This is a genomic window from Kitasatospora hibisci, assembly GCF_043950205.1.
In the GTDB taxonomy this organism is placed as follows: domain Bacteria; phylum Actinomycetota; class Actinomycetes; order Streptomycetales; family Streptomycetaceae; genus Kitasatospora; species Kitasatospora hibisci.
Map to the genome: position 1 here is coordinate 497,389 of NZ_CP171642.1, position 22,194 is coordinate 519,582.

The window sequence follows — 22,194 nt, forward strand, 5'->3', positions numbered from 1 at the left end:
CGGTGGCAAGGTCGGCGGCGCCACCGCCCGGCGGCCGCTGCACATCCGTCCCTGGCATCATCGCGGGCGCGGGCGCCTCCCCCTGCTGCGGCACGCCCGTACCCCGCGAACCGCGACCCGTGTACCGCGGCCGACCGCACCGGTGGGGCCGGTCCGCCCCACCGGTGGCCCGCTCACCCCTCCTCGTGCTCGCCCGGGGAGGCTTCCCCGCCGGTCCTGCGTTGCCGGCCACGGCGTACCGCACCCACCACGACCTTGAGGGCCAGGCCGAAGACGACCAGGTCGGCGAGCATCTGCCCGGTCACCACCAGCCGCGCCCCCTGGGACTTGGCCGTGATGTCGCCGAACCCCACCGTGGAGAACACGGTGACGGTGAAGTAGAGCGCGTCGGTGTGGGACAGGTGCCGTTCGAAGTTGGCGGGCGACTCCCCGGCCATGGTGACGTAGGTGCCCGCGAACAGCAGCAGGAAGAACGGGATGCTGGTGGCCAGCGCCTCGACGGCCCGCAGCCCCGGGTACCGGGAGCGCAGGATCGAGCGGACCTGGAGGGCGACCAGGGCGACGAATGCCGCCAGCCCGGTGAGCAGCATGGTGAGCGCGGCCGGGGTCGAGGAGTTGTCGAGGGGCAGCGCGTAGTACAGGGTTCCCAGGGCGGCGACCGAGCCCACCACGCGCAGAACGGTCCAGACGAGCCGGCCGACCGAGGGCCGCCGGGCCGCGGGCCGGTCCCGGGGTCCGGCGTCCGTGTCGGCGGTCATGACGTCCGCCGAAGCCTGTTCGCTGCGGCCCGGACGGACATGCCGCGGTCCTGCCACGTCATGCCCGTGGCCGCACCCAGGATGATCACCACCCCGATCGCGATGAAGAACGACATGAGGGCGAACACCGCGCCGATCGGCCCGTACTCCCGGTTGGAGTTGACGACCATCCGGGAGAGGGCGACGTTGAAGAACGCCACCATGCCGATCCAGAACGTGCCGGTGGCGACGGCGCACGGGAGCAGGGTGCGCCAGCCGATCCGGCCGGCCAGCAGGAACCACATCGTGAACCAGAAGAACCCGGTGAACACGAGGACGTTGAGGAACCACCAGAGGATCGGCACGATCGTGTGGATCTCGTAGCCCAGGGTGCTGCCCACGGCGAGCCAGGCCACGCACAGGACGAGCCAGACCAGCGCCCGCAGCCGGTCCCGGCGCCCGCGCGACGGCAGTTGGAACACCTGCTGGTAAGGCTGCTGGAGTGAACCGGCCACGACGACGCCGGCCAGGACGAAGAAGACCCACGAGAGGCCGCTGATCGCCGCCGAGGTGGCCGCCGAGGAGGCGAACAGATGACCGAGGTCGGCGGCCGCCTCATGACTCAGGCCCAGCCGGAGTGTCAGCGTCGGCACCGCCGAGCGCCCGCCCAGGGCCGAGGCGACGAGCATGAACGGGACCGCGAACATCAGCAACGTGGCGGCCAGCAGCAGGGCCTGGTTGACGAAGTCCACCGCGTTCAGCCGACGCCACAGGCATTCGGCCCAGGACCCCGTGTACTTCCCCCGCCCCCACGCGGCCGCGCGCCGGGCGCGCCGGGCGCTCACCCGGTCGGAGACCGCCCTGCCCGGCCACGCCCTCCCCGCCGGGCGCTCGCCCGGTGGCTGGTCTGGGGCGTTGTGGGTCGTCCGCATGGCGCGTCCTCCCGGCGGTGATCACCTGGATCGCGGTCGGCTGGAGCCCTGTTCGCGGCAACGACTCGGGCGGAGGCGGCACGCACGTTCGGGGCTGCGGTCCTTCATCAACCATCGCAGTGCACCGCAGAATCGAACAAGACGAGGGGCCCGCTGCCGGGACGGTCCCGCTCCGGACGGTCCCGCTCCGGGCCGTCTCCACCGAGGCGGCGGCGACGGCGACGCCTCGCCGCGGCGAAGGTCCCGCTGCTAGGCTGCACATGTCCGATTTATAGATGTTTGTCCAACTGTTCCGTCGACCTCACGGGAGCAGGCATGGCCGCCGAAACCGGGCCGATCAGTCTCCAAGCCCGCCAGTCGCTCGAACAGGAGCTCGTCGAGCTCCGCACCGAGCGGGCCAAGGTCGCCGCAACCCTGAAGGTCACCGACGCGGTGGGCGACCGGGCCGACCAGGCGGACGGACTGCAGCGCGCCGACCTGCTCGTCCGACTGGACGACCGGATCACCGAGATCACCGACCGGTTCCGCGTGGCGGACGCGGCCGGCCCGCCGCGCACCGACGCGGTCGGCATGGGCAGCACCGCCACCCTGCGCTTCGCCGACGGCACCCTGGAGACCGTCCAGATCGGCGAGGTGGCCGATCGGCTGGACGAGACGCTGGTGACCGCCGACAGCCCGCTCGGGCGTGCACTGCTCGGCCACCGCGCCGGCGAGACCGTCGGCTACGAAGCGCCCGAGGGCCGGGCGACCGCCGAGATCGTGTCCATCGGCGGCAACGCGTAGGCCGGGCCCCGGCACGACCGTGCCCCGGACGCCGCCCGGACGCGCCGCGCTACCCGGTGGCCGCCCCGGCGAGGACCGTGGCGACCACCCTGTGGACGGCGGCCGGCTCCGGCGGGGGGCCGGTGCGGTCGGCGAAGAGCAGGTGGGCCGCGCCGATCAGGGTGGGTGCCAGCACGTCGACGTCCGCGTCGGGGGCGAGCCGGCCGAGGGACCGCTCGGCCAGGAGGTAGGCGGCGATCGCGTCCGCGGCGTCGGTCAGGACGGGGACGCCGGTCGGCCGCGCCTCGCGCAGCCGGGCGCGCAGCCCGTCGCGGGAAGTGACCAGGCCGACGACGGCGACCGCGACCGCGCCGAAGAGCTCGGTCAGTGCGTCGGCGAGGTGGTCGGCGACGGCACCGGCGCCGGCCCGGGCACGGAGGGCTTCGGCCCGCGCCTCGATCCGGGCGACGCGGTCGAGGACGAGCTCGGCGAGGAAGGCGTCGAAGTCGGCGAAGTGCCGGTGCAGGACGCCCTTCGCACAGCCGGCCTCCGCGGTGACGGCCCGACTGGTGAGCGCACTGGGGCCGTCGTGGAGCAGGACGCGCTCCGCCGCCTCGAACAGCTGCTCCCGCACGTCGCGGATGGCCACTCCTGTGGGCACCGTGCACCGCCTCCGTGTCGCGTTCCTCGCCCGTCACCGGCCGCTCCCTCTGCCACCCGCCCGCCGCTCGGGCCCGCCGACCCGGCGCGCACCGTTGACGAGTGGGCGTGCGCCCACTCATAGTGGGCACATGCCCACTTTACCGTTCCCGCCGGATGAATCCCATCGGCACCGCCTGGCGGCGGAGTCGTTCGGCAGTGACGCCGAACGCTACGACCGGGCCCGGCCCCGCTACCCCGACGCGCTGGTGGAGGCGGTCGTCGTCTCCTCCCCGGGGCCCGAGGTCCTGGACGTCGGCATCGGCACCGGCATCTCGGCCCGGCCGTTCCGCGCGGCCGGCGGCACGGTCCTCGGAGTCGACCCCGACCCCCGGATGGCCGCGTACGCCCGCCGCGACGGCTTCGACGTCGAGGTCGCGGCCTTCGAGGCCTGGGACCCTGCGGGCCGGACCTTCGACGCGGTGGTGGCCGGTCAGACCTGGCACTGGATCGACCCGGTCGCCGGGGCCGGGAAGGCCGCCGCGGTGCTGCGCCCCGGCGGGCGGCTGGCCGTGTTCTGGAACGCCTTCCGCCCCTCCCCGGGGGTGGCCGAGGCCCTCGCCGCCGCCCACCGCCGTGTCCTGCCCGAATCGCCGCTCAACCCCTGGACCGCGCCCGCGCTGGACGGGTACGCGGCGCTGTACAAGCAGGCCGCCGACGGCATCCGGCGGTCCGGCGCCTTCGACCAGCCCGAGCAGTGGTCCTTCGACTGGGAACGGCCGTACACCCGGGACGAGTGGCTGGACCAGCTGCGCACCGGCGGCGACGCCGCCCGGATCCCGCCGGCCCGGATGGCGGAGCTGCTGGAAGGCACGGGGGACGCCGTCGACGCCCTCGGCGGGCGCTTCACCATGCGGTTCACGGCCGTGGTGGTGACGGCGGTCCGCGGTGGCGCCGGCTGAGCCGGCCACCCGGCCGGCCTGCGCCGAGGGCTCAGGAAGCGAGGTCCCGCCGCTCCAACAGCCGGAAGGCGGCGGCCAGTCCGGCCACACCCACCGCGGCGAGGACGGCGAGCGACGTCCACGGGACGGTGCCGTGGGCCAGGGCGTCGCCGGGGGTGTAGTAGTGGAACGGGCTGAGGTAGCGCAGGGGCGCGGCGGGGGACCAGGCCAGGGCCACGAAGTTGAGCGCGAAACCGACCGCGCCGAAGGCGACCGTCGCACCGATGACGTGGGCCCGGCGCCGGCTCACCGCCGAGACGGCGAGCACCGGACCGGCCAGGCAGAATGCGAAGGCACAGCCCAGCAGTCCGGCGGCGAACACCCCGCCGACCGGGACGGCGTCCCGCAGGTCCGGCGAGAGCGCCACGCCGACGGCGATGGTGACGGTGGCGGCGGCGTTGAGCAGGACGGAGGCGGCGAGCAGCGCGGCCGTCCGCTCGGCCAGCAGCCGGCGGCGGGAGACCGGCCGGGTCATCAACAGCTCGATCGTGCCGGACTCGGCGTCGGCGGCGACCGCCGCCGCGCCCAGCGCGCCGATCGCGGTGAGCTGGAGGGCGATCCAGAACGGGTGGGTCAGACCCGCGCCGAGCAGGCCGGGGTAGCTGGCGATCGAGACGTCCCCGTTGGAACCGCTGAACGCCCTGAAGGCGCTCGGCGGGGTGCGGCCGGCCCCGAACAGGTCGGTGGGCGGCACGGTGCTGGTGATCACGACGATCAGCGCCTCGAAGACGACCATGCCGATCAGCAGTGCCAGCAGCATCCGGCGGCGGCGGTGCAGGGCGAGCCAGACCAGCGGCAACCGGCGGTTGACGGTTCCCCGGCTCATGACGGGTCCTCCTCGGCGGGGTCGGACGGGGCGGCGGCCCGCTCCGGTGCATCGCCCGTGGCCCCGTCCGGTGCCCGGTAGAGGTCGAGGAAGGCCTCGTCCAGGCCCGCCTCCTCGACCGTGAGGTCGGCGACGGGCTGCTCGGCGAGCAGCCCCCGCACCGCCGCCACCACCTCGTCCGGGGGCACCAGCAGCTCCACCCGTGGACCGTCCCACCGCGGCGACCAGCGCTCGGCCGCTCCCAGCGGCCGGGCGCCCCGCCCGTCCCCGAGGACGAGCCGGATCCGCCGGGCGCGGGCCCGGCGCAGCCCGGCCACCGACTCGACGGTCACCAGCCGGCCCGCACGGACGATCGCCACCCGGCCGCAGGCCCGCTGCACCTCGGGCAGCACGTGGCTGGAGAGCAGGACGGTGCGGCCCGCGGCCGTCTCCTCGGCGAGGAGTTCGAAGAAGGTCTCCTGGACCAGCGGGTCCAGCCCCTCCGTCGGCTCGTCCAGCACCGTGAGCGCCGGTCGGTGCTGGAGGGCCTGGACGATGCCGAGCTTCTGCTTCATCCCCCGCGAGTACTCCCCGACCGCGCGGTCCAGGTCGTGCCCGGAGAGGCTCAGACGGGCGCAGAGTTCGGCCTGCCGCGGGACGGCGGCGCCCTGGAGGGCGGCGAGCAGGTCGAGCGTCTGCCGCCCGGTGAGCTCCGGGTAGAGGCGCAGCTCGCCGGGCAGGTAGCCGATCGAGGTCGCCAGCCGGCGGTGGTCGGCCACCGGGTCCAGCCCCAGCACGCGCACCGCCCCGTCGCTCGGCCGCAGGAGGCCGACCAGGCAGCGGAGCGTGGTGGTCTTGCCCGCGCCGTTCGGGCCGAGCAGACCGAACACCTCGCCGGCGCCGACCTCGACGTCCAGGCCCTCGATGCCGACGGTCCGACCGTACCGCTTGGTGAGTGACCGGAGCTCGATCACGGGTGTCCCACTGCCGGACAACGCCCCACCTCCCATGTTGACCGCGGGCCTCCCGTGGGGACCGCGGCTTGATGGTGCCCCCGGCCGGGCGCCGCGAACCGCCGCCCGCCCTGGCGCGCCGGACGCCGGCTGCGCGGGGGCGGCGGGCCGGGCGGTGAGGCCGTCCGGGGCGGTACCCAGGATTAGGGGTGGGAGATGGGTGGCGGTACGCATTGATCCCCTGCCGGCCGGGCCGGTTTGCTGGAGTCCCACCCCCGCGAAGCCGCCGACCACCAACCCACCGGAGGCCGACATGACCCGCCGCGAGCGTTTCCGGCTCTACGCCCAGGATCACTTCACCGCCCTCGACGACCCCGGGCTGGTCCACCCGGCCCGCCGCAACAGCGGCGTGCGGCGGACGCGCCTCGCGCGGCTGGCCCGACTCTCACGGCTGGCCGAGCGCGCGACGTACCACCAGCGCTGACCGACCGCGTCCGCGTCGCCGAGGTGCCGGCAGGCGTCCCCCTCAGGCGTCCGGGCCGGTGCGGGCCGCAGTGGTGTCGCCGCCGTCGGCGGCCGCCAGCGCCTCGCGCAGCTCGGAGCGGCCCACACCGAGCTTGCGCAGCACGCTCGCCACGTGGTGCTCGACCGTGCGGGGCGAGAGGAACAGCGCCCGGGCGATGTCCTGGTTGGCCGCGCCCTGGGCGGCCAGGGCGGCGACCTGGCGCTCCCGCGGGGAGAGCCTCTCGCCGTAGCCGCGCCGCCCCGGGGAGGCCGCCCGGCCGAGGCCCAGGTCGCGGCGCAGGCGCTGGCAGCGGGCCGCGTCCGAGGCCGCGCCGAGGGCCAGGTAGGACTGCTCGGCGGCGGCGATCCGTCCCCCCGCCGCGGTGCGGTCGCGCTCCGCCAGGGCCGTGCCGGCCCGCTCCTCGGCCCGGGCCGCCTCGTAGGGCCGGCCGATCTCCCGCCACAGGTCGCGGGAGCGGGTGAACTCCTCGGCCGCGCCGGTCCTCCCGGCCCGGCCCCGCTGAGCCCCGTCGCGGTCTCCGGCCCCGTCGCCGTCGCCGTCCACCAGGATCAGGCCGCGCGCGAAGGCGAGAGCCGCGACCGCGGCCGGGGCGTCACGGCCCTCCAGGCCGACCTCGGCCTGCCCGACCAGCTCGGCGGCCGCCGGGCGGCCGTCCTCGGCGAGGAACACCTCGACCGCGACCGGAAGCAGCTCCGCCGCGCGCGGCCAGGCCCCGGCACGGCGCAGCGCCGAGAGCGCCGGGGCGAGCGTCGCCGCCGCCTGCTCGCTGTCCCCCTCGGCGAGCTGCAGCGCGGCCGGGCCGGCCGCGGCCCGCATCGCCGCGGTGACCTGGGACTCCCGCTCGCCGTACGGCCTCGCCTCGGCGAACCGCTGCCGCGCCACCGCGAACCGGCCCCGGGCGACCGCCAGCCGGCCCAGCAGCAGAGCCTGCTCGGCACTGGCCATCGCGAGGTCGGGGAACTCGGCACGCAGCGCGGCGACCCGTTCCTCCAGGCCCTCCCAGCGCCCGGCCAGTCCGTCCAGCCGGGCCAGGGCGATCCGGCTGTAGCACTCCAGGTACGGGATGGCCGCCCGGCGGGCCAGCCGCCGGCTCTCCTCCAGCAGACCGGCGGCCCGGCGGTCGTGGCCCAGTTCGACGGCGATCTCGCCGACGTTGAACAGCGCCCGGGTGGTCTGGCGGACGATCTCGGCGTGCGCCGAGCGGCGCGGCAGCTCGTCCAGCAGCGCCCACACCGCCGGGTCGCCCTCCCGGGCCAGGAAGGTCAGCCGGGTCGCGCGCAGCGCTGCCGCCACCTCCTCGTCAGGGCCCGCGGCCAGCGTCCGCTCGGCCCGCTCCAGCCACTCCCGGGCGCGCTCGCTCGCGCCCTCCCGCTCGTTCATGGCGAGAGCGACCATCGCCCGCGCCGCGCGTGCCGGACGCTCCTCCAGGTCGTCCAGCGACTCCTCGATCCCGGCGAAGCCGGCCCGGTCACCGCCGTGGATGGCGGTCAGGATGCCCAGGGTGAGCCGGATCTCGCCGCGGTCGGCGACCGGCAGCCGCGGGTCGGCGATGATCGCGGTCAGCGTCGCGGCGCTCGCCGCGGAGTCCACGCCGTTGGCGGCGATCCGGGCCAGCGCGAGCGCGGCGCGGCCGCGGCGGCTGGGGTCCAGATCGGGCTCGTCGAGCAGCCGGTGCAGCAGCACGCCGGCGCTGCCGCTGTCCCCGAGCGCGACCGCCTGGTCGGCGGCGGCCTCGGCCACCTCCTGCCAGGCCGCCCGGTCGCCGAGCGCCAGGGTGTGGTGGGCGATCTGCACCAGCGGCCGCGGCTCGCCCGCACCCAGCGCCTCGACGGCTCGCCGGTGCAGGGCGGTGCGGTGCGGCCCGGGCAGCCTGCGGTACGCCACCTGCTGCGCGAGGACGTGCCGGAAGCCGTAGCGGGCCATCGGGTTCTCGTGGAGCACGGCCGCCCGCAGGGCCTCGGTGAGCCCGTCGGCGGTGGCCTGCCGGTCGAGCCCGGTGACGGCGGCGAGCAACTCCTCCCCGGCCGGCACGCCGAGCACGGCCGCGGCGGCGACGACCGTCGAGGCGTCGGCGGACAGGCCTGCGAGGCGTTCGGTGACCGCGTCGCGCAGGCCTCGCGGGACCTCCGAGTGCTCCAGGTCGGCGGCGAGGTCGGCGGCGTCGGTCAGGCCGCTGCCGCCGCGCTGCTCGCAGAGGGTGATCAGGTCCTCCTCGGCGACCAGCGGCAGGCCCTCGCTGCGGTCGAAGAGCACCCGGGTGAGCGCCGGGGTGGCGCGCGGACCGAGCGCGGCGCGGGCCAGGTCGCGGACCTCGGACTCGTCCAGCGGGTCGAGCCTGATCAGCGCTCCGCCGACGCCGGCGGGGCGCCGGTAGGCGGCGCCGAGGGCGGGCGTGTCCGGCGGCAGGTCCTCGGCCCGGTAGGTGAGCACCAGCGCCAGCCCCGGCGGCACGTCGCGGGCGAGCAGCAGGAGCAGCTCGCGGGTGGCGTCGTCCACCCAGTGCAGGTCCTCGATCACGAGCACCACGTCGCCGAGCACGCCCAGCAGGGCGCGGACCGCCTGGACGAGCAGGTGCCGGCCGGGCGGTCCGTCGCCGGCGCTCGCCGGGTGGGGCGGGAGCCGGTCGGCGAGGTCGGGCAGCAGCGGCCGCAGCGCTCCGGCGCTCGCCGGGATGCCCTCGGACGGCGGCAGGAGCGGGCCGACGGCCCGCAACGCGTCCACCACCGGGCCGAAGGCCAGCGGCTCGCGCAGGGGGTGACAGAAGCCGGTCAGCACCCGTCGGCCCGCCGCTGCGGCGGCGGCCGCGGCCTCGGCGACCAGGCGGGACTTGCCGAGTCCGGCCTCGCCCTCGACCAGGACCACGGCCGGCGGACGGAGCATGGCCCCGGTCAGGCGGGCCAGCTCCGGCTGTCGCCCGACGAAGTCGAATCCCGCGCCGGGCGCCGCCGGCTCGACCGGCCGGTTCACGGGCGCCCCTCCCGTCCGTGCGAACGGCGCTCGCCGAGGAGGGGTGCGGAGGCCATGGGGCCATCATGCCGTGGGGGCGTTCGGTCGTGCCCGCCGGGGTACCCGGTTCCCGCTGCGGGGAGCGGAGCCGCGCGGAGTGCGGGGCGAGCCGTTCGGCGGGCCGCCGGGCGGGACCGGGCGGCGCGTCGGCCGACGGGGTGGCAGCGGTGCCCGGCCGGCTGGGGGCGGCGGTGCCGGCCCGGGTGGTGCGGGACCGGCGGCGGGTGCCCGGGGAGCCGGCGCGGCGCCCGGGGGTGGGGGTCGCTCGCACCACCTGCGGCGCGACGCCCACCGGGTACGGTCACGCGGTGCGGGCGTCGACCGGCAGCGGGCGGGGCGCGGCGGTGGGGGCGGCCGCCGGGGCACCCGGGAGCCGCCCGTACGCGCCGCGCGGGGCCGGCGGACGGGCGCGGCCTGCGCGGTCGGGGAGTTCGAGCACCGTGCAACCCAGGGCCTCCAACCGCTGGACGGTGGCGCGCGCGGCCCGGTCGTCGAGCGAGAACACGAACGGCCCCGGCACCAGTACCACGTCCACCCGGCCGTGCTCGGCCTGGCGCAGCAGCCGCTCCAGGGCGGGCAGCCGGGTGCCGGAGCGCATCCCGTCGTCCACGTAGGAGCCGGGCACCGGCAGCCCACGCTGGAGGGCGAGCCGTTCCAGAGCCGCGTGCTGGCACTCCAGCCCCGCGGTGTCACTGGGGTAGCAGCGTAGGTACAGCGCCGTCCGGGACGGCCGACCCTGCCGGGAGAGGTGGTCGATCATGCCGTTCACCTGCTTTTCCGAACGGAGAGATGGGAGCGGGCGGGGGAACCCGTCCACTCCAGCAGGCCCTGCGGAACGGTGCGGGATCAATAGGGGTGATCACCCAATCCTGCCGCCCCGCCGGTCCGCCTCCGTCACCGGTCCCGGCTCGGGCGGGGCCGGACGGGCGGGCGTGCGGGCGTGCGAACGCCCCGGCCGCGCGGTGCGGCCGGGGCGCCCGGTGGCGGTGGCGGTCAGCCGTCAGCCGTTGGAGCGGGAGAACGCCTCCAGCCAGCTGAGCTTCGGGCCGAAGAGACCCACCGACGCGGCACCGGCCGACAGAGCGGACGCCGACGAGGGCTGGGGCGCCTCGCCGCCGTCCGCCATGGCCGCCGTCGGGACGGCGATCGTGGCCACCGCCGCCAGGACCGCGGTCGCGGCGAACTTGCAGAGCGTTCCGCGAACGGACATCTCATGACCTCCAGGTCATCGCTGCTCGTCGAAATCTGCCCGGGTGGGCAGGCCGGGCCCGGAGCGGGCCGCGGAGGCGCCCCGCCGAGGGGCGCGCGAGCCACGTTTGCACACGAACACAGCCGGTTCGAGTTCCCTGCAACCGCAGCGGTGCGAACGGGTGACAGAGATCCCCCGCCCGGACGAACGGGACGGGCCGACCGGGGTACGGGGGGACCGCGCGCGCAGGGGGCACCGCCCGGCCTGCGGCGTCCCGGAAGCCGGCCACGCCGAGACCCGGAAACCCGCTCAGGAGCCGGAACCCGCCGTGGCGCTGACGGCGGGTTGCTCGGCGTCGCCGAAGCGGGCCAGCGCCAGAGCCCCGGCGATCGCCGCCGCGAAGCCGAGGACGGCCAGCGGGACGGCGCCGTGCCGGGTGTGGTCGCCGAGCACGGCGACGCCGACCACCGCCGGCCCGAGCGTCTCGCCCAGCACCATCGCCGCCGTCGCGGCGGTCACCGAGCCGCACTGCATCGCCCAGGTGAGCGCCGCGAAGCCTCCGAGCCCGGCGACGGCCACCGCGTACGCGGAGGGTTCGGTCCACAGCTCGGCCGGGTTCAGGGCCGGCAGCACCCGCACGGCCACCCCGACGACACCGAACTGCAGGCCGGCCACCAGCCCCAGCAGCGGCGCGGCCCGGTGGCCGCCGAACCGGCCCGCGGCCCAGCCGGCCGCCAGCAGCAGCACCGCGACGACCAGGGTGCCCAGCCGGAGCCCCTCGCTCCCGTGGCCCTCGCCGTCGCGACCGGCGGTCACGGCCAGCAGGCAGAGCCCGGCGGAGACCGCGACGACGCCCGCCCACTCCGTGCGGCGGAGCCGGATGCGCAGCACCCGGGAGGCGCCGACGGCCGTCACCGCGAGGGCGGACGCCAGCGCGGCCTCGACCACGTAGAGCGGCAGCCGCTCCAGCGCGTACAGCTCGGCGCCGAACCCGGCCATGTCCATCCCGACGCCGACCGCGAAGGGCCACTGGCGCAGCGTCCCGGCCAGGGCCGCCGCCTCCCCCGGGCGGTGACCGACGGCGGCCCGGCGCGCTCCGAGCGCCTGCAGCACGGTGGCCGATCCGGTCAGGAGGGCGGCGAGCAGCGCCGCGAGCAGGCCGGTGGACATGGCCCCGACCGTACGTCCCGGAGCGGCTCCACCGGACCCGGACACGCTGGCGGCGACGCGCGCCGGGCCGAACGCGGCGTTCTGCGCGATGGCCTCGCCCACCGGGTGCGAGGCGCGGGGACGGCCCGTCGTGGCCGTCCCCGCACCTCGCCTGCCATCACGCGGCGGCCGACGCGGTCACCTGCCGTCACCTGCCATGGGGCGGATGCCGAGGGGGATACCGTCGCCGTCGGCGAGTCGGCGGGTCGTCCCCGGCGGAGAGGGCCGGCGCGGCGGCCGGGGAACGGCCTGGAGCAAGCCCCCGGGTCAAGGCCGCGCAGGCAGCCGCTGCGGCTGCCGACGTACAAGCCCGTCGGATGGACTGCCGGAGAACTCCCGCCGGTGCCGCCGGTCGGAGGTTGTGCCCGCTCGCGCACAACCGGGTCCACCCGGCCGGTGGGACCACGCCTTCGCAGGGCTGCCCCCGCCAGCGCGGGCAGCCCTCGATCGGCGGCCGCTGTGGCCTTCCTCAGCCCGGCACCTCCAGCTCGATGTCGCCGATCCGCAGGCTCAACCGACGGTCGGACCCGGTGCCGATCCTTCGGGTGCCCGTCAGGTTCTTCGCAAAGGCCTTGCGCTGGGCCGGACTCACGGAGCGCCAGCGCAGCTCGAGGACGGGGCGTACCGGCGGGATGAGGTCCCGCAGCCATTGGTCGACCTGGGCGAGGCCGGTCTCGTAGTCGTCGTCTGGTCGGTAGACCAGATCGAGGTCGACCGACGGCTCGGCGCCACCGGCCTGGTGGTGACAGGCCATGAGCCATCGGGTGATCGAGTCGAGTGCGATCCGGACCGTGGAGGAGATCTGCTCCTGCCACTCTCCGAGGTAGGGCGCGTTCACCGACTCCGCGGTCACCTCCTCCGACATCACGATCAGCCCGCGTACCGCGGTGCCGAGCAACTCGACGTGGATGCGCGGCCACAGGCCGCTCGCGTCGATCCGGAAGGAGGGAAGGCGTCCCGCCATGTCGATCCCCAGCCGCAGCTGGGCCCAGTTCATCGCGTCGGTCGGTGGCCGGTCGGCTGTGTACGGCCCGGTGGTCCGATGCCCCAGCTGGCTGGCGCGCATCATGAACACGGCCTCGAACTCGTCGCCTCGCAACGTCATGCTGACGGGGAAGAGCGCCCCGATCTGACTCATGAACGCCTTGCCGATGATCAGAGCTTCGATACTGGGCCGAGCCTGGTTCATCGCCGCCTCCTCCATCGCCGCCGCGCCGGCTTCTCCGGCGCCGGCTCCCGCACGTTGTCCAGCTCCGCCTGGACGGCGAGGGTGTCCGGGTGGTCGTCGCCCAGGTGCAGCCGCCGCTTCGCCAACACCTCGCGCAGGGCCGGTTCGGCGTCGCCCGGTCGCCCGAGCCGGTGGTGCACGCGCGCCAGGCCCACCCGGGCGTCGAGCGTCCGGCCGTCGTCGCGGCCGAAACGCTTCACGAGCCGGGGCAGTAGGTCGCCGTACACGCGTTCCGCTTCCGCCTGCTCGCCGCTCAACGAGAGCAGGGAGGCGAGCCTCGCAGCCGCGTCCAGGGTGGCTGGGTGGTCCGGCCCCAGGTCCTGTGCGCGCTCCCCGGTCACCGCTTGGACCAGCGCCAGGGCCTCCGGCTCCCGGTGCAGGTCGGTGAGGACCCCGGCCCAGCCGAGCATCGCGCCCTGGGTTTCGGGGTGCCCGGCGTCCCAGAGGTGGGAGCGGACGTCGACGACGAGTCGCCATGCGTGTTCGGCGGCGGCCAGGTCACCCTCGCGGTGCAGGACCACGGCGGCCTCGGCGAGCGTGACGAGGTCGTCCTGGAGCTGCTGGGCGAAGTAGCCGGCCCAGAACTCCTCGGACCGGTTCAGCTCGGCCTCCGGTCGAAGCAGCATCGCGAGTCGTTCGGCCGTGCTCGGAATCTGTGTCGGCTCCCGGGTCGCCGCGTCCGCGGCCACCCGGCGCGTGTACAGCCGGTAGCCGGTCCCGGTGCGTGAAACGATCTTGTCCAGTTCGCCGGCGAGCTCCAAGGTGCGCGTGGCGGCGTGCCGCTGCCGGTCGCCGAGGCGGGCGAACGCCTCGGCGAGAGCCGGGCGGCCGTCCTCGCGGGAAGGCAGCGGTACGGCGACCTCGGCCCGCAGCTCGTCGAGCGCGGGCCCGGCCTCCGACCGCGAGCCGGTCACCGAGCCGAAGTCGTACTCCCAGTCCAGGGCCCAGGTCAGCAGGCGCCCACCCTCGTCTCCGGCGAGGAGCAGAGTGCCATCGGGGGTCAGTGCGATGCGTGTGACCGCGTCCGAGAAGCCGGTGAAGGCGCGCAGCTGGAGGCCGGTCGCGAGGTCCCACAACCGCGCCGTCCGATCCTCCCCGCCCGACGCCGCGAGCCGGAAGTCCGGTGTGACGGCCAGGCTCCGCACGGTGCCGGCATGCCCGGCGAGGACCCGGACGCAGCGAGCACCGGCGACGTTCCAGAGCCGGACGGTGCCGTCCGCCGAGCAGGACAGCACCTGCTGCGCGTCCGGACTCGGCAGGACGTCGACCACGGCGTCCGCGTGCCCGGTGAGCGCAGCCACGCACTGCCCGTCGGAGGTACGCCAGGCCCGCACGCCGGCGTCGGCGCCACCGGTGACCACGAACCGGCCGTCGTCGCTCGGCCGCGCGGCGCCGATCCACTCGCCGTGCCCGCCCAACTCCCAGCGGAGCCCGCCGTCGCGCAGGTCCCATATCCTCACGCGGGCGTCCTGGCCGCGCGAGAGCCCGTAGCGGTGATCGGCGCTGACGGCCACGTCCAGCACTGCCCCCGGATGCGCCTGCCAGCGCCCGATGGCCCGGCCGCTGCCGATGTCCCAGGCCGCGACCAGGCCGTCGGCGGTTCCCGACAGCGCCACTTGGCCGTCCTGGCTGACCGCGACGTGGTACACGTGGTCGCGGGGGTCGGTGAACAGCCGGACGATCCGCCCGTCGCGCGGGTGCCAGGCGACGACCCGGCCGTCCTCGCCTCCGGACACCGCGAGCCGGCCGTCGGCGGTCATCGCCACGGCGTTGATGTGGCCGGTGTGCAGGCTGAGCGTGTGCAGCAGCTTCCCGGTCTCGACGTCGAAGACCCATGCTTCGGCGTCGTTCCCGTTGCGGGCGAGCGCGGTGGGGCTGCGGCCGCCGAACTCCAGGGCCCACGACCGGCCGTCCTTCAGGACGATCCGGCCCGCGGCCCAGGCGTCGACGAGCTCGGTCCGGCGGCCGAGGGCGCCGAGCCGTCGCCAGAGACGCACCGGCTCGGCGTGGCGCCGGTGCCCGGGCAGTGCGCGAGCGGTGCGGATCCGTCCGGCCGCGTCGCCGATCCGTCCGGCACCGGCCAGCGTGGCCGCCTCCGCCAGCAGCTCCGCCGCCCGGGCGGCGGTGGCCGCGATGTCCGAGGCCTCGCGCGGGCGGACGTAGCTCCACGGGGCCGACGGTCCCGCGGGCGGCAGGTGCCACACCCGCACCGACTTGCCCTCGGCGGTCACGGCGACCCGCCCGGCCGCGCTCAGCACGACTTCCTTGGTGTCGGGCGCTGGGTCCAGCGACAGACGGCACCGGCCGGTGTCCAGGTCCCATAGGCGTGACGGCTCGTCGCGGCCGCCGCCGGAGAAGCCGACCGTGCCGTCCCGGTTGACGGCGATCCGGCCGTGGCCGGTCCTCAGCTCCCGCCGGGGTCCGCCGGATGCGAGATCGACCAACCGGACTCCGAGGCTGCCGGCGCCGATCACCGCGAGGCGGCCGTCGCCGCTGAACCGAGTTCCCGTCAGGGTGCGGTCGAACCGGTGCACCAGCTCGCCCGTGCGGACGTCGTACACGGAGGTCGTGCGGCGCTCGTGGTCGATCACGGAGCACAGGGTGCCCTGGGCACCGAGGACGTCCGCCTCCCTCTCGAACTGCCGGACGTCCAGGGCCTGGCGCGTCTCAAGGTCCCAGGTCACGGTCTCTCCCTCGGAACCGCTGGTGACCGCGTGGCGCTGGTCCGCCGTCAACGCGACCAGGCCCACCCTTCCGGGGTGGCCGGGCAGCTCGAAGCCGGCCCCGGCTTCGAGGTCGAGCACGAGCGCCCGTCCGGTTCCCCCGCCGACGACCACGAGCTGCCCGTCGTCGCGCACCGCCAGGGCCGAGGCGCTGAACTCCTCGAACTGCAGCTGCTGCCGGCACTCCTGCGCCGGGACGTTCCACATGCGCAGTCCACCCGAGCTGTCGGCCGAGACCGCGGCCTGGCCGTCAGAGGTCAGGGCAAGGGCGGTGATCCAGTCCTCGTGCTCCCCCGGCAGGACCGATTGCACGGGCGAGGGCGCGTACTCGACGGACGCGAGCGCGGCGGCGACGTTCGGGTCTTCGGGCATCCGCGCGGCCGCGTCCCGCAGCAGCGCGGCCGCCGCGACCGGGTCGCCGCGCTCCCGGTGCACCAGCGCGAGCAGGTACGCCCCCGCGCCGTCAGCCGGATCCCCGAACCGCACGGACTCCAGTTCGTCGACCAGCTCGGCGTCGGTGATCACCCCGGTTCGCCACCGGTGCAGCCCGCGGTTGTAGCGGGCGTGCGGATGGTGCGGATCCGCCCGTAGGGCCCGAGCCCACAGCTCCTCGGCGTTGTCGCTGCGGCCGAGGTCCAACATCGACAGTGCGTGGTTGGACAGGCCATCGGCGAGCAGGGTGGCCGCCGCAGGGGTGCGCCGGGGGTACGGGCCGACCTCTCGCTCGTACACCCGGATCAGGCGCTCCGCGAGCGGCCCGAGACGGTCCGGCCTCGTGGCCGGGTCCTCGGCGAAGCACTCGCGCAGCAGGTCCGCCACCTCGGCCGGCACCGGTGCGATCGCGTCCGGGGCCCCGGAGCGGGCGAAGCCGTCGAAGGCGCCGCCGGCCCCGGTCCCGTCCGTCACCGGTGGCCTGCCGAGGAACATCTCGAAGACGGTGACCGCCCAGGACCAGGTGTCGGTGGCCGTCGAGAGCCCGCCCGGCGACCGTGCCTGTTCGGGCGAGCAGTACGCGGGCGTCAGGCCGCCGCGGCTGACGAACGCATCGGCGTCCCCGGGTGCCTCCCCGGTGGCGACGCGGGCCCGGGCCATACCGAAGTCGGTGACCTTGACCGTGCCGTCCCTGGTGAGCATCACGTTGGCGGGCTTGACGTCCTGGTGCACGACGCCGTTCTCGTGCGCGTGGTCGAGCCCCCACGCCGACTGGATCGCGACGTCCAGCAGCGATCCCAGGGGGTCGTTCCCGTACAGGAACCGGCTGCGGACGGCTTCGGCCAGGCTGCCCCCGTCCGCCCACTCCGCGAAGACCCGGGGCACGCCGTCGAGGGTGCGGACGTAGACGCAGTTCGCGATGTGAGGGTGCAGACCCAGCCCGACCCACACCTCCGCTTCCCGTTCGAAGTCCCGGATCGCCTCCGGCGAGCGGACCAGGGATTGGCGCGGGGTCTTCACCGCCAGGTCGATGTCCCAGCCCCGGTGCCGGACCCGGTGCACCAGTCCCATGCCGCCGGTGCGCACCACGTCCAGGACCTCGTAAAGGCCGAGGACCACGTCACCACGGCGCCAGGCCGCCATCGCCGTCAGTCGACGGTGGCCACGTACACCGGCGTCCCGAGCAGCACCGACCCGGCGGTGCCGTCCGGACTGTCGCCGTGCAGCAGGCGTTTGGCCACGAATTCGACGTTCTGCGCCGGCCACCGCAGGCTCGCCACGGCGCTCTGCACCCGGGCGAGCGCGGCGCGATCGGCCCGGTCGAGGTCGCCGTCCACCGCGTCGGCGACGTACTCGTCCTCAAGGTCCGAGGCGGCTCCCAGCCCGTCGAGCATCGACGACATCATCGAGCGCCCCACCCCACGTGCCTCGGCATCCGGCACGGAGTCGCACACGTGCCTGTACGAGCCGCCCAGCCCGACGACGGTGTCCTCGCTCCGCCCGCCGAAGAACACCAACGAGGAGGTGGGATCACCGGGGAACGCCCCCCAGCGCATCGGCAGCACCCCCCAGAAGAACTGACCCGGCTCGTCCACCGAGCCGAGATCACCGTGATCGCGCAGGTACCCGACGACGGTCTCCAGCCGACGGATCCGGTCGTCGGACGGGCCCTCGGTCGTTCGCCTCGCCGACAGCACCGTGAGGTTCACGCCCAGCTCCGTCTGGCGCTTCGCCCCGAACCCGGGGTCGATCTGCGGTAACAGCATGTTGACCTTGCTGTCGCTGACGTACACGTAGTAGCTGAACGACACTCCCGGTTCCCTCCCCGGCGTCGACCCGTACCAGCGTAGCGATGACCGCCCGATGAGAGCCACCGGATACGGGAGCGGATACCGTGAAGTTGCAGTGCCCGCACTCCGATTGAGATGACCGGCCGTCAAGATGCCGAGGACGGGCGGAAGCGCCGGGAGGCGCCGGCCCGTCGGAACCGCGACGCCGGCGACGACGGCTGCCCGGCGGCCGCAGACGGCTCTGGTCCTGGTGGTCGGTTCGGGCCGCGGATCCCGGGGAGTTCCGCCCGCGCGCTCGCGCAGGCGGAACGGTGATGGCGCAGGCACGCGTCATCGCGTGTCGTCGCCGGGCGGGTGGGGCCGTCGCAGCCCCTGGAGGAGCACTTCGATCAGCCGGCGGGGGTCGTAGCGGGGGTCGGCGTCCCGTCCGATGCAGAGGTTGCCGATGCCGCGCATGAGTTCGTAGGGCTGGATGCCGGGCCGAGTCTCTCCGGCCTGCGCCGCAGCGTCGAGCAGCTCCCCGCAGACGGGCGTCAGGCGGTCGAGGAAGTGGGTGTGCAGCGCGGCGAAGCGGTCGGTGTCGGACTGCAGGGCGTCCGCGAGCCCGTGTTTGGTGACCAGGAAGTCGACGAAGAGGTCGATCCACTGCCGCAGCGCGTCGAACGGCGAGGCGGCGCCGGCCAGGAGACGCGGGCCGGCCTGGGCGCAGGCCTCGATCTGGTGGCGGTAGACGGCGGTGACGAGGTCGGCCCGGGTCGGGAAGTGCCGGTAGAGCGTTCCCAGTCCGACCCCCGCCCGGGCCGCGATCTCCCGGATCGGCGCATCGACCCCCGAGGACACGAACACCTCCGCGGCGGCGTCGAGCAGCGTCTGCTGATTGCGCACCGCGTCCGCCCGCTTGCTGCGGGCAGACGCGCCTTTGGACTGGCCTGCAGTGGGCACTGCGCACTCCTTCCAGTGGCCGTTGACGAAACGGATCACTGTTCCATATCGTAAATGGAACAACGATCCGCTTCAGGTTAGCCGAAGGCGGACGCTCCGTCCTACCCACCGCCGGCTCCACCGGCGGCAGGGGCCGTCGAAAGGCACATCATGAGCAGTCCCACGTACGCGGCCGGCGTCCCCGGCTCGCCCACGCCCGTCCTCTCGGTCAGCCCGGTGGTGCTACCGGCCCCCGGACGCTCCGTCGACCTGCAGGTACGCGTCTCCGCCCCGATGACCGGCAGCGGGCTTCCGGTCATCCTCCTCTCGCACGGTCTCGGCTTCTCCAACAACCTCTCCTCGCTGAACGGCTACGCCCCTCTCGCGAACCTCTGGGCGGCGCTCGGCTTCGTCGTGATCCAGCCGACCCATCTGGACTCCAGGACACTCGGTCCGGCCCCCGACGGGACCGGGCCCGCAGCGCACTGGCGCACCCGCGCCGAGGACATGAAGCGCGTCCTCGACCAGCTCGACGTGATCGAGGCCGCCGTCCCGCAGCTCCTCGGCCGCATCGACCACCACCGAGTCGCGGTGGCCGGCCACTCCATGGGCGGGCACACCGCGAGCCTGCTGCTGGGCGCCCGCCTCACCGATCCGCACGACGGAACCGAGGTGAACCTGGCCGAGCCCCGGATCAAGGCGGGTGTGCTGCTCGCCGCGCCCGGCCGCGGCGGTGACGCCCTCACCGGGTTCACGGTCGAGAACTACTCCTTCTTCCTGACGACGGACTTCTCCACGATGACGACGCCCGCGCTGGTCGTCGCCGGCGACAAGGACGACTCCGCCTTCCTGACGGTCGCCGGCCCGGACTGGCACGCCGATCCGTACGCCCTCTCCCCGGCGCCCAAGTCACTGCTCACCCTGTTCGGTGCAGAGCACGGGCTCGGCGGGGTCTCCGGATACGACGTCGCCGAGACCACGGACGAGAACCCCGAGCGGGTCGCCGCGGTCGCTCGGCTCACCTCGGCCTACCTGTACGGCGAGCTCTACGGCGAGGGCTCCGCCTGGCGGACCGCGTGCGACGCGCTGGCCTCCGGCCCCGACCCGCTGGGACGGGTCGAATCCAAGTAGCCGGCATCGGCCCGCCCTCCTCCCCCACGATGCCCGGCCGGGAACCGTAGCCACGCATCGGCCACCTCGGGCGGCAGCCCTTCGCGCGTCGACAGGCAGGCTTTCGGGGAGGATCGGTCCGGGTTTTGGCGGTAGCGGTCAGCCGCCGGTGATCTGCTTCGGGACTCGCCCGGAGGCCCGGAGTTCCCGCAGGTCGGGGATGTGGTTGTAGAGGGTGCCAGGGCTGACGCCGAGGATCTTGGCGATCGAGGTGATCGAGTTCTCCGGGTTGGGCAGCATGTCGCGGGCGGCCCGAATGATCTCGGCGGTGGCGACGGTGGGGCGTCCGCCGACCCGGCCGCGGGCGCGAGCGGCGTCCAGGCCCTCGCGGGTGCCGGAGACGATCAGCTCGCGGATGAACTCCGCGAGCGCGGCGAAGACGTGGAAGACGAGCCGGCCACCGGGCGTGGTGGTATCCAGGCGCTCGTGCAGCGAGCAGAAGCCGACCTCGCGGCGTCGGAGCTCGCCGACCATGTTCACCAGGTCCTTGAGCGAGCGGCCGTAGCGGTCCAGCGACGGGACCACCAAGGTGTCGCCGGACTGCAGGAAAGCGTGGCACGCCTTGAGCTCCGGACGCAGGTCGTCCTTGCCGGACTTCTTGTCGGCGAAGATGCGCCGGCAGCCGGCGGCGGTGAGGGCGTCGATCTGGCGGTCGAGCTTCTGGCCGCCGGTGGAGACCCGGGCGTAGCCGATGAGGATCTCGGTCCGGTGGGCGGGTTCGGCGACCAGGAGGTCGAGCGAGTCGGGTCCGAAGGGGGTGCTCACGCCCCGGATTCTGTCAGAAAACAGTGTTCCGGAGTTCTTGAACGGACCCGGTTTTTGAAGGAGTTTTTGAAGGCCCTGAGGAGCCGTCGGATGGTCAGGTCGGTGGTCTTCAAGAAACGATGGTCTGTTGAAGCCTGTGTCCTGTCGGCATGTGCCTGAAGGTGTTCGGACGAGGACTTGGTGGCTCCTGGGCATCGACGCGGGCCAACGGGTCGGCCTCGGACCACCGGGCTTCCCGGATCCGATCTCGGAGTGCACATAGATTTCTTGCCATAACTGGTTTGCAATGCAAAGCTGATGGCATGACAGATGCATCTGTGCCCTCATCGGGCACGCCCCGTGAAGTCCTGACAGGCCTCAGCGACCTGACCCGCAAGGTCCGGGCCGCGCAGCGCGGCACCTGGTTCCCCCTTCTGCTGCTGGGGGTGCTCACGCTGGGCGGGATCCTGGTCGGCCGCTTCACCTTCAAGGTCGAGACCGTGGCCTGCCCGGCGGGTGAAGCCGCGACGGGCAGCGGCTGCACCCTGGTCACGCAGGGTTCGGCGCTCTACTGGCCCCTCGGGCTCGCCCTGGCCTACGCCGCGACGGCGTTCTTCTACATTCGCCGCTCCCGCAACCGCGGTGTCGGGACCCGGGTCCGGCCCTACGTCCTGACGGGGATCGTCCTGGTCGCCCTGGCGAGTGCCACCGCGCTCTGGAGCCTGCGCCACGGGATGCCGCAGCTCGGCGAGCGGCTCGACTTCTGGGGCCTGCACCTCGACCCCGCTTCCGGAGTGACGAGGTTCCTCGAACGGCTCGCCGGGAACGCCATGGCCGTCGGGCTGCCGCTGCTGGTGCTGGCCTGGGTGGAGCGCAGCCGCGCCTTGCTGCTGCTCGCCGCGGTCTACCTGGCCGTCGAGCTGGTGCCGCTGTCCACCGGTTGGTCGGGGATCCCGTTCACCTCGCCGTGGTCCGCTCTGCCCACCTTCGGCGTCCCCGGCGTGCTTCTCCTGCTCGGCGCCCTCGGTTTCGGCCTGGCCGAGCTGTCCGGCCGGCGCGACGCGTCATGACCGATCAGCCCGAGCAGCACCCCGCCACCGGCCTGGACGACGTGGTCCACCAGCGCGTGCGCCTGGGCATCCTCACGGTTGCCCACCAGGCGCGCCGGGTCGAGTTCGGCTTCCTGCGCACGGCGCTCGGCCTCACCGCCGGAAACCTCAGCCAGCACCTGTCCGTGCTGGAGAAGGCCGGGCTGGTGGAGATCGAGAAGGGCTACGAGGGCAAACGCGCCCGCACCTGGCTCTCCCTCACCCCCGCCGGCGACCGCGCCCTGCGGGACGAGGTCGCCCAGCTCAAGCGCCTCATCCACCAGATCGAGCACGGCAGCTCAGCCCCGGAGTCCTGATCCGCACCCCGGCGAACCGCGG

20 protein-coding genes are annotated in these 22,194 nt (G+C 74.7%); 6 read left to right on the forward strand and 14 right to left on the reverse strand.

The window, feature by feature from the left end; genetic code table 11:
• Window positions 1-173: 173 nt before the first annotated feature.
• Both ACF9IK_RS02405 and ACF9IK_RS02410 read right to left on the reverse strand, forming a co-directional pair.
• On the reverse strand, window positions 174-758 hold the full coding sequence (locus ACF9IK_RS02405) for a potassium channel family protein (protein ID WP_395292556.1): 585 nt from the start codon (window positions 756-758) through the stop codon (window positions 174-176).
• Complete coding sequence (locus tag ACF9IK_RS02410; RefSeq protein ID WP_395292557.1) at window positions 755-1,489, reverse strand: hypothetical protein; 735 nt, start codon at window positions 1,487-1,489, stop codon at window positions 755-757. Before ACF9IK_RS02410 ends, ACF9IK_RS02405 begins: the two co-directional genes overlap by 4 nt.
• Window positions 1,490-1,984: 495 nt before the next feature.
• On the opposite strand from ACF9IK_RS02410, the gene ACF9IK_RS02415 reads away from it, so the two are divergent.
• Window positions 1,985-2,452 (forward strand): GreA/GreB family elongation factor, encoded by a 468-nt coding sequence (locus ACF9IK_RS02415; RefSeq protein WP_395292558.1) that lies wholly within the window; start codon window positions 1,985-1,987, stop codon window positions 2,450-2,452.
• 49 nt (window positions 2,453-2,501) lie between these two features.
• Here ACF9IK_RS02415 and ACF9IK_RS02420 read toward each other — a convergent pair whose 3' ends face one another.
• Window positions 2,502-3,092: a TetR/AcrR family transcriptional regulator gene (locus ACF9IK_RS02420; protein ID WP_395292559.1), complete on the reverse strand. Its 591-nt coding sequence runs from the start codon at window positions 3,090-3,092 to the stop codon at window positions 2,502-2,504.
• Window positions 3,093-3,222: 130 nt separating this feature from the next.
• On the opposite strand from ACF9IK_RS02420, the gene ACF9IK_RS02425 reads away from it, so the two are divergent.
• Window positions 3,223-4,032, forward strand: a complete 810-nt coding sequence (locus ACF9IK_RS02425) for a class I SAM-dependent methyltransferase (RefSeq protein WP_395292560.1) — start codon at window positions 3,223-3,225, stop codon at window positions 4,030-4,032.
• 31 nt (window positions 4,033-4,063) lie between these two features.
• On the opposite strand, the gene ACF9IK_RS02430 is transcribed toward ACF9IK_RS02425, so the two are convergent.
• Together ACF9IK_RS02430 and ACF9IK_RS02435 are read right to left on the reverse strand one after the other, a co-directional pair.
• Entirely contained in the window at window positions 4,064-4,897 is an 834-nt protein-coding gene (locus tag ACF9IK_RS02430) for an ABC transporter permease subunit (RefSeq protein ID WP_395292561.1), read from the reverse strand.
• Entirely contained in the window at window positions 4,894-5,850 is a 957-nt protein-coding gene (locus ACF9IK_RS02435) for an ABC transporter ATP-binding protein (RefSeq protein ID WP_395292562.1), read from the reverse strand. The genes ACF9IK_RS02430 and ACF9IK_RS02435 overlap by 4 nt, the downstream gene beginning before the upstream one ends.
• A gap of 292 nt (window positions 5,851-6,142) precedes the next feature.
• Here ACF9IK_RS02435 and ACF9IK_RS02440 point away from each other — a divergent pair, with 292 nt between their 5' ends.
• Window positions 6,143-6,313, forward strand: a complete 171-nt coding sequence (locus tag ACF9IK_RS02440) for a hypothetical protein (RefSeq protein WP_395292563.1) — start codon at window positions 6,143-6,145, stop codon at window positions 6,311-6,313.
• A gap of 42 nt (window positions 6,314-6,355) precedes the next feature.
• Here ACF9IK_RS02440 and ACF9IK_RS02445 read toward each other — a convergent pair whose 3' ends face one another.
• From ACF9IK_RS02445 to ACF9IK_RS02480, 8 genes are all read right to left on the reverse strand, one after another.
• Window positions 6,356-9,322 (reverse strand): ATP-binding protein, encoded by a 2,967-nt coding sequence (locus ACF9IK_RS02445; RefSeq protein ID WP_395292564.1) that lies wholly within the window; start codon window positions 9,320-9,322, stop codon window positions 6,356-6,358.
• A 340-nt stretch (window positions 9,323-9,662) separates the two neighbouring features.
• Window positions 9,663-10,121, reverse strand: coding sequence for a recombinase family protein (locus ACF9IK_RS02450; protein ID WP_395292565.1), 459 nt, complete (start codon window positions 10,119-10,121; stop codon window positions 9,663-9,665).
• 240 nt (window positions 10,122-10,361) lie between these two features.
• Window positions 10,362-10,571, reverse strand: coding sequence for a hypothetical protein (locus ACF9IK_RS02455; RefSeq protein WP_395292566.1), 210 nt, complete (start codon window positions 10,569-10,571; stop codon window positions 10,362-10,364).
• A gap of 288 nt (window positions 10,572-10,859) precedes the next feature.
• Window positions 10,860-11,720, reverse strand: a complete 861-nt coding sequence (locus ACF9IK_RS02460; RefSeq protein ID WP_395292567.1) for a hypothetical protein — start codon at window positions 11,718-11,720, stop codon at window positions 10,860-10,862.
• A gap of 508 nt (window positions 11,721-12,228) precedes the next feature.
• Entirely contained in the window at window positions 12,229-12,948 is a 720-nt protein-coding gene (locus tag ACF9IK_RS02465) for a hypothetical protein (protein WP_395292568.1), read from the reverse strand.
• Window positions 12,945-17,285 carry a protein kinase domain-containing protein gene (locus ACF9IK_RS02470; RefSeq protein ID WP_395292569.1) on the reverse strand — a complete coding sequence of 1,447 codons (4,341 nt, stop codon included), beginning with the start codon at window positions 17,283-17,285 and terminating at the stop codon, window positions 12,945-12,947. Before ACF9IK_RS02470 ends, ACF9IK_RS02465 begins: the two co-directional genes overlap by 4 nt.
• A 5-nt stretch (window positions 17,286-17,290) precedes the next feature.
• Window positions 17,291-17,953, reverse strand: coding sequence for a DUF7019 family protein (locus tag ACF9IK_RS02475; protein WP_395292570.1), 663 nt, complete (start codon window positions 17,951-17,953; stop codon window positions 17,291-17,293).
• A gap of 309 nt (window positions 17,954-18,262) precedes the next feature.
• On the reverse strand, window positions 18,263-18,874 hold the full coding sequence (locus tag ACF9IK_RS02480) for a TetR/AcrR family transcriptional regulator (RefSeq protein WP_395292571.1): 612 nt from the start codon (window positions 18,872-18,874) through the stop codon (window positions 18,263-18,265).
• A gap of 150 nt (window positions 18,875-19,024) precedes the next feature.
• Here ACF9IK_RS02480 and ACF9IK_RS02485 point away from each other — a divergent pair, with 150 nt between their 5' ends.
• Entirely contained in the window at window positions 19,025-19,984 is a 960-nt protein-coding gene (locus tag ACF9IK_RS02485) for an alpha/beta hydrolase family protein (protein WP_395292572.1), read from the forward strand.
• A gap of 138 nt (window positions 19,985-20,122) precedes the next feature.
• On the opposite strand, the gene ACF9IK_RS02490 is transcribed toward ACF9IK_RS02485, so the two are convergent.
• Window positions 20,123-20,788 (reverse strand): recombinase family protein, encoded by a 666-nt coding sequence (locus ACF9IK_RS02490; RefSeq protein WP_395292573.1) that lies wholly within the window; start codon window positions 20,786-20,788, stop codon window positions 20,123-20,125.
• A 302-nt stretch (window positions 20,789-21,090) separates the two neighbouring features.
• Between ACF9IK_RS02490 and ACF9IK_RS02495 the strand changes: the two genes are divergently transcribed.
• A complete protein-coding gene (locus ACF9IK_RS02495; RefSeq protein ID WP_395292574.1) occupies window positions 21,091-21,837 on the forward strand; it encodes a hypothetical protein in 747 nt (248 codons plus the stop codon).
• Window positions 21,834-22,172 carry a winged helix-turn-helix domain-containing protein gene (locus ACF9IK_RS02500; RefSeq protein WP_395292575.1) on the forward strand — a complete coding sequence of 113 codons (339 nt, stop codon included), beginning with the start codon at window positions 21,834-21,836 and terminating at the stop codon, window positions 22,170-22,172. Before ACF9IK_RS02495 ends, ACF9IK_RS02500 begins: the two co-directional genes overlap by 4 nt.
• Window positions 22,173-22,194: the final 22 nt, after the last annotated feature.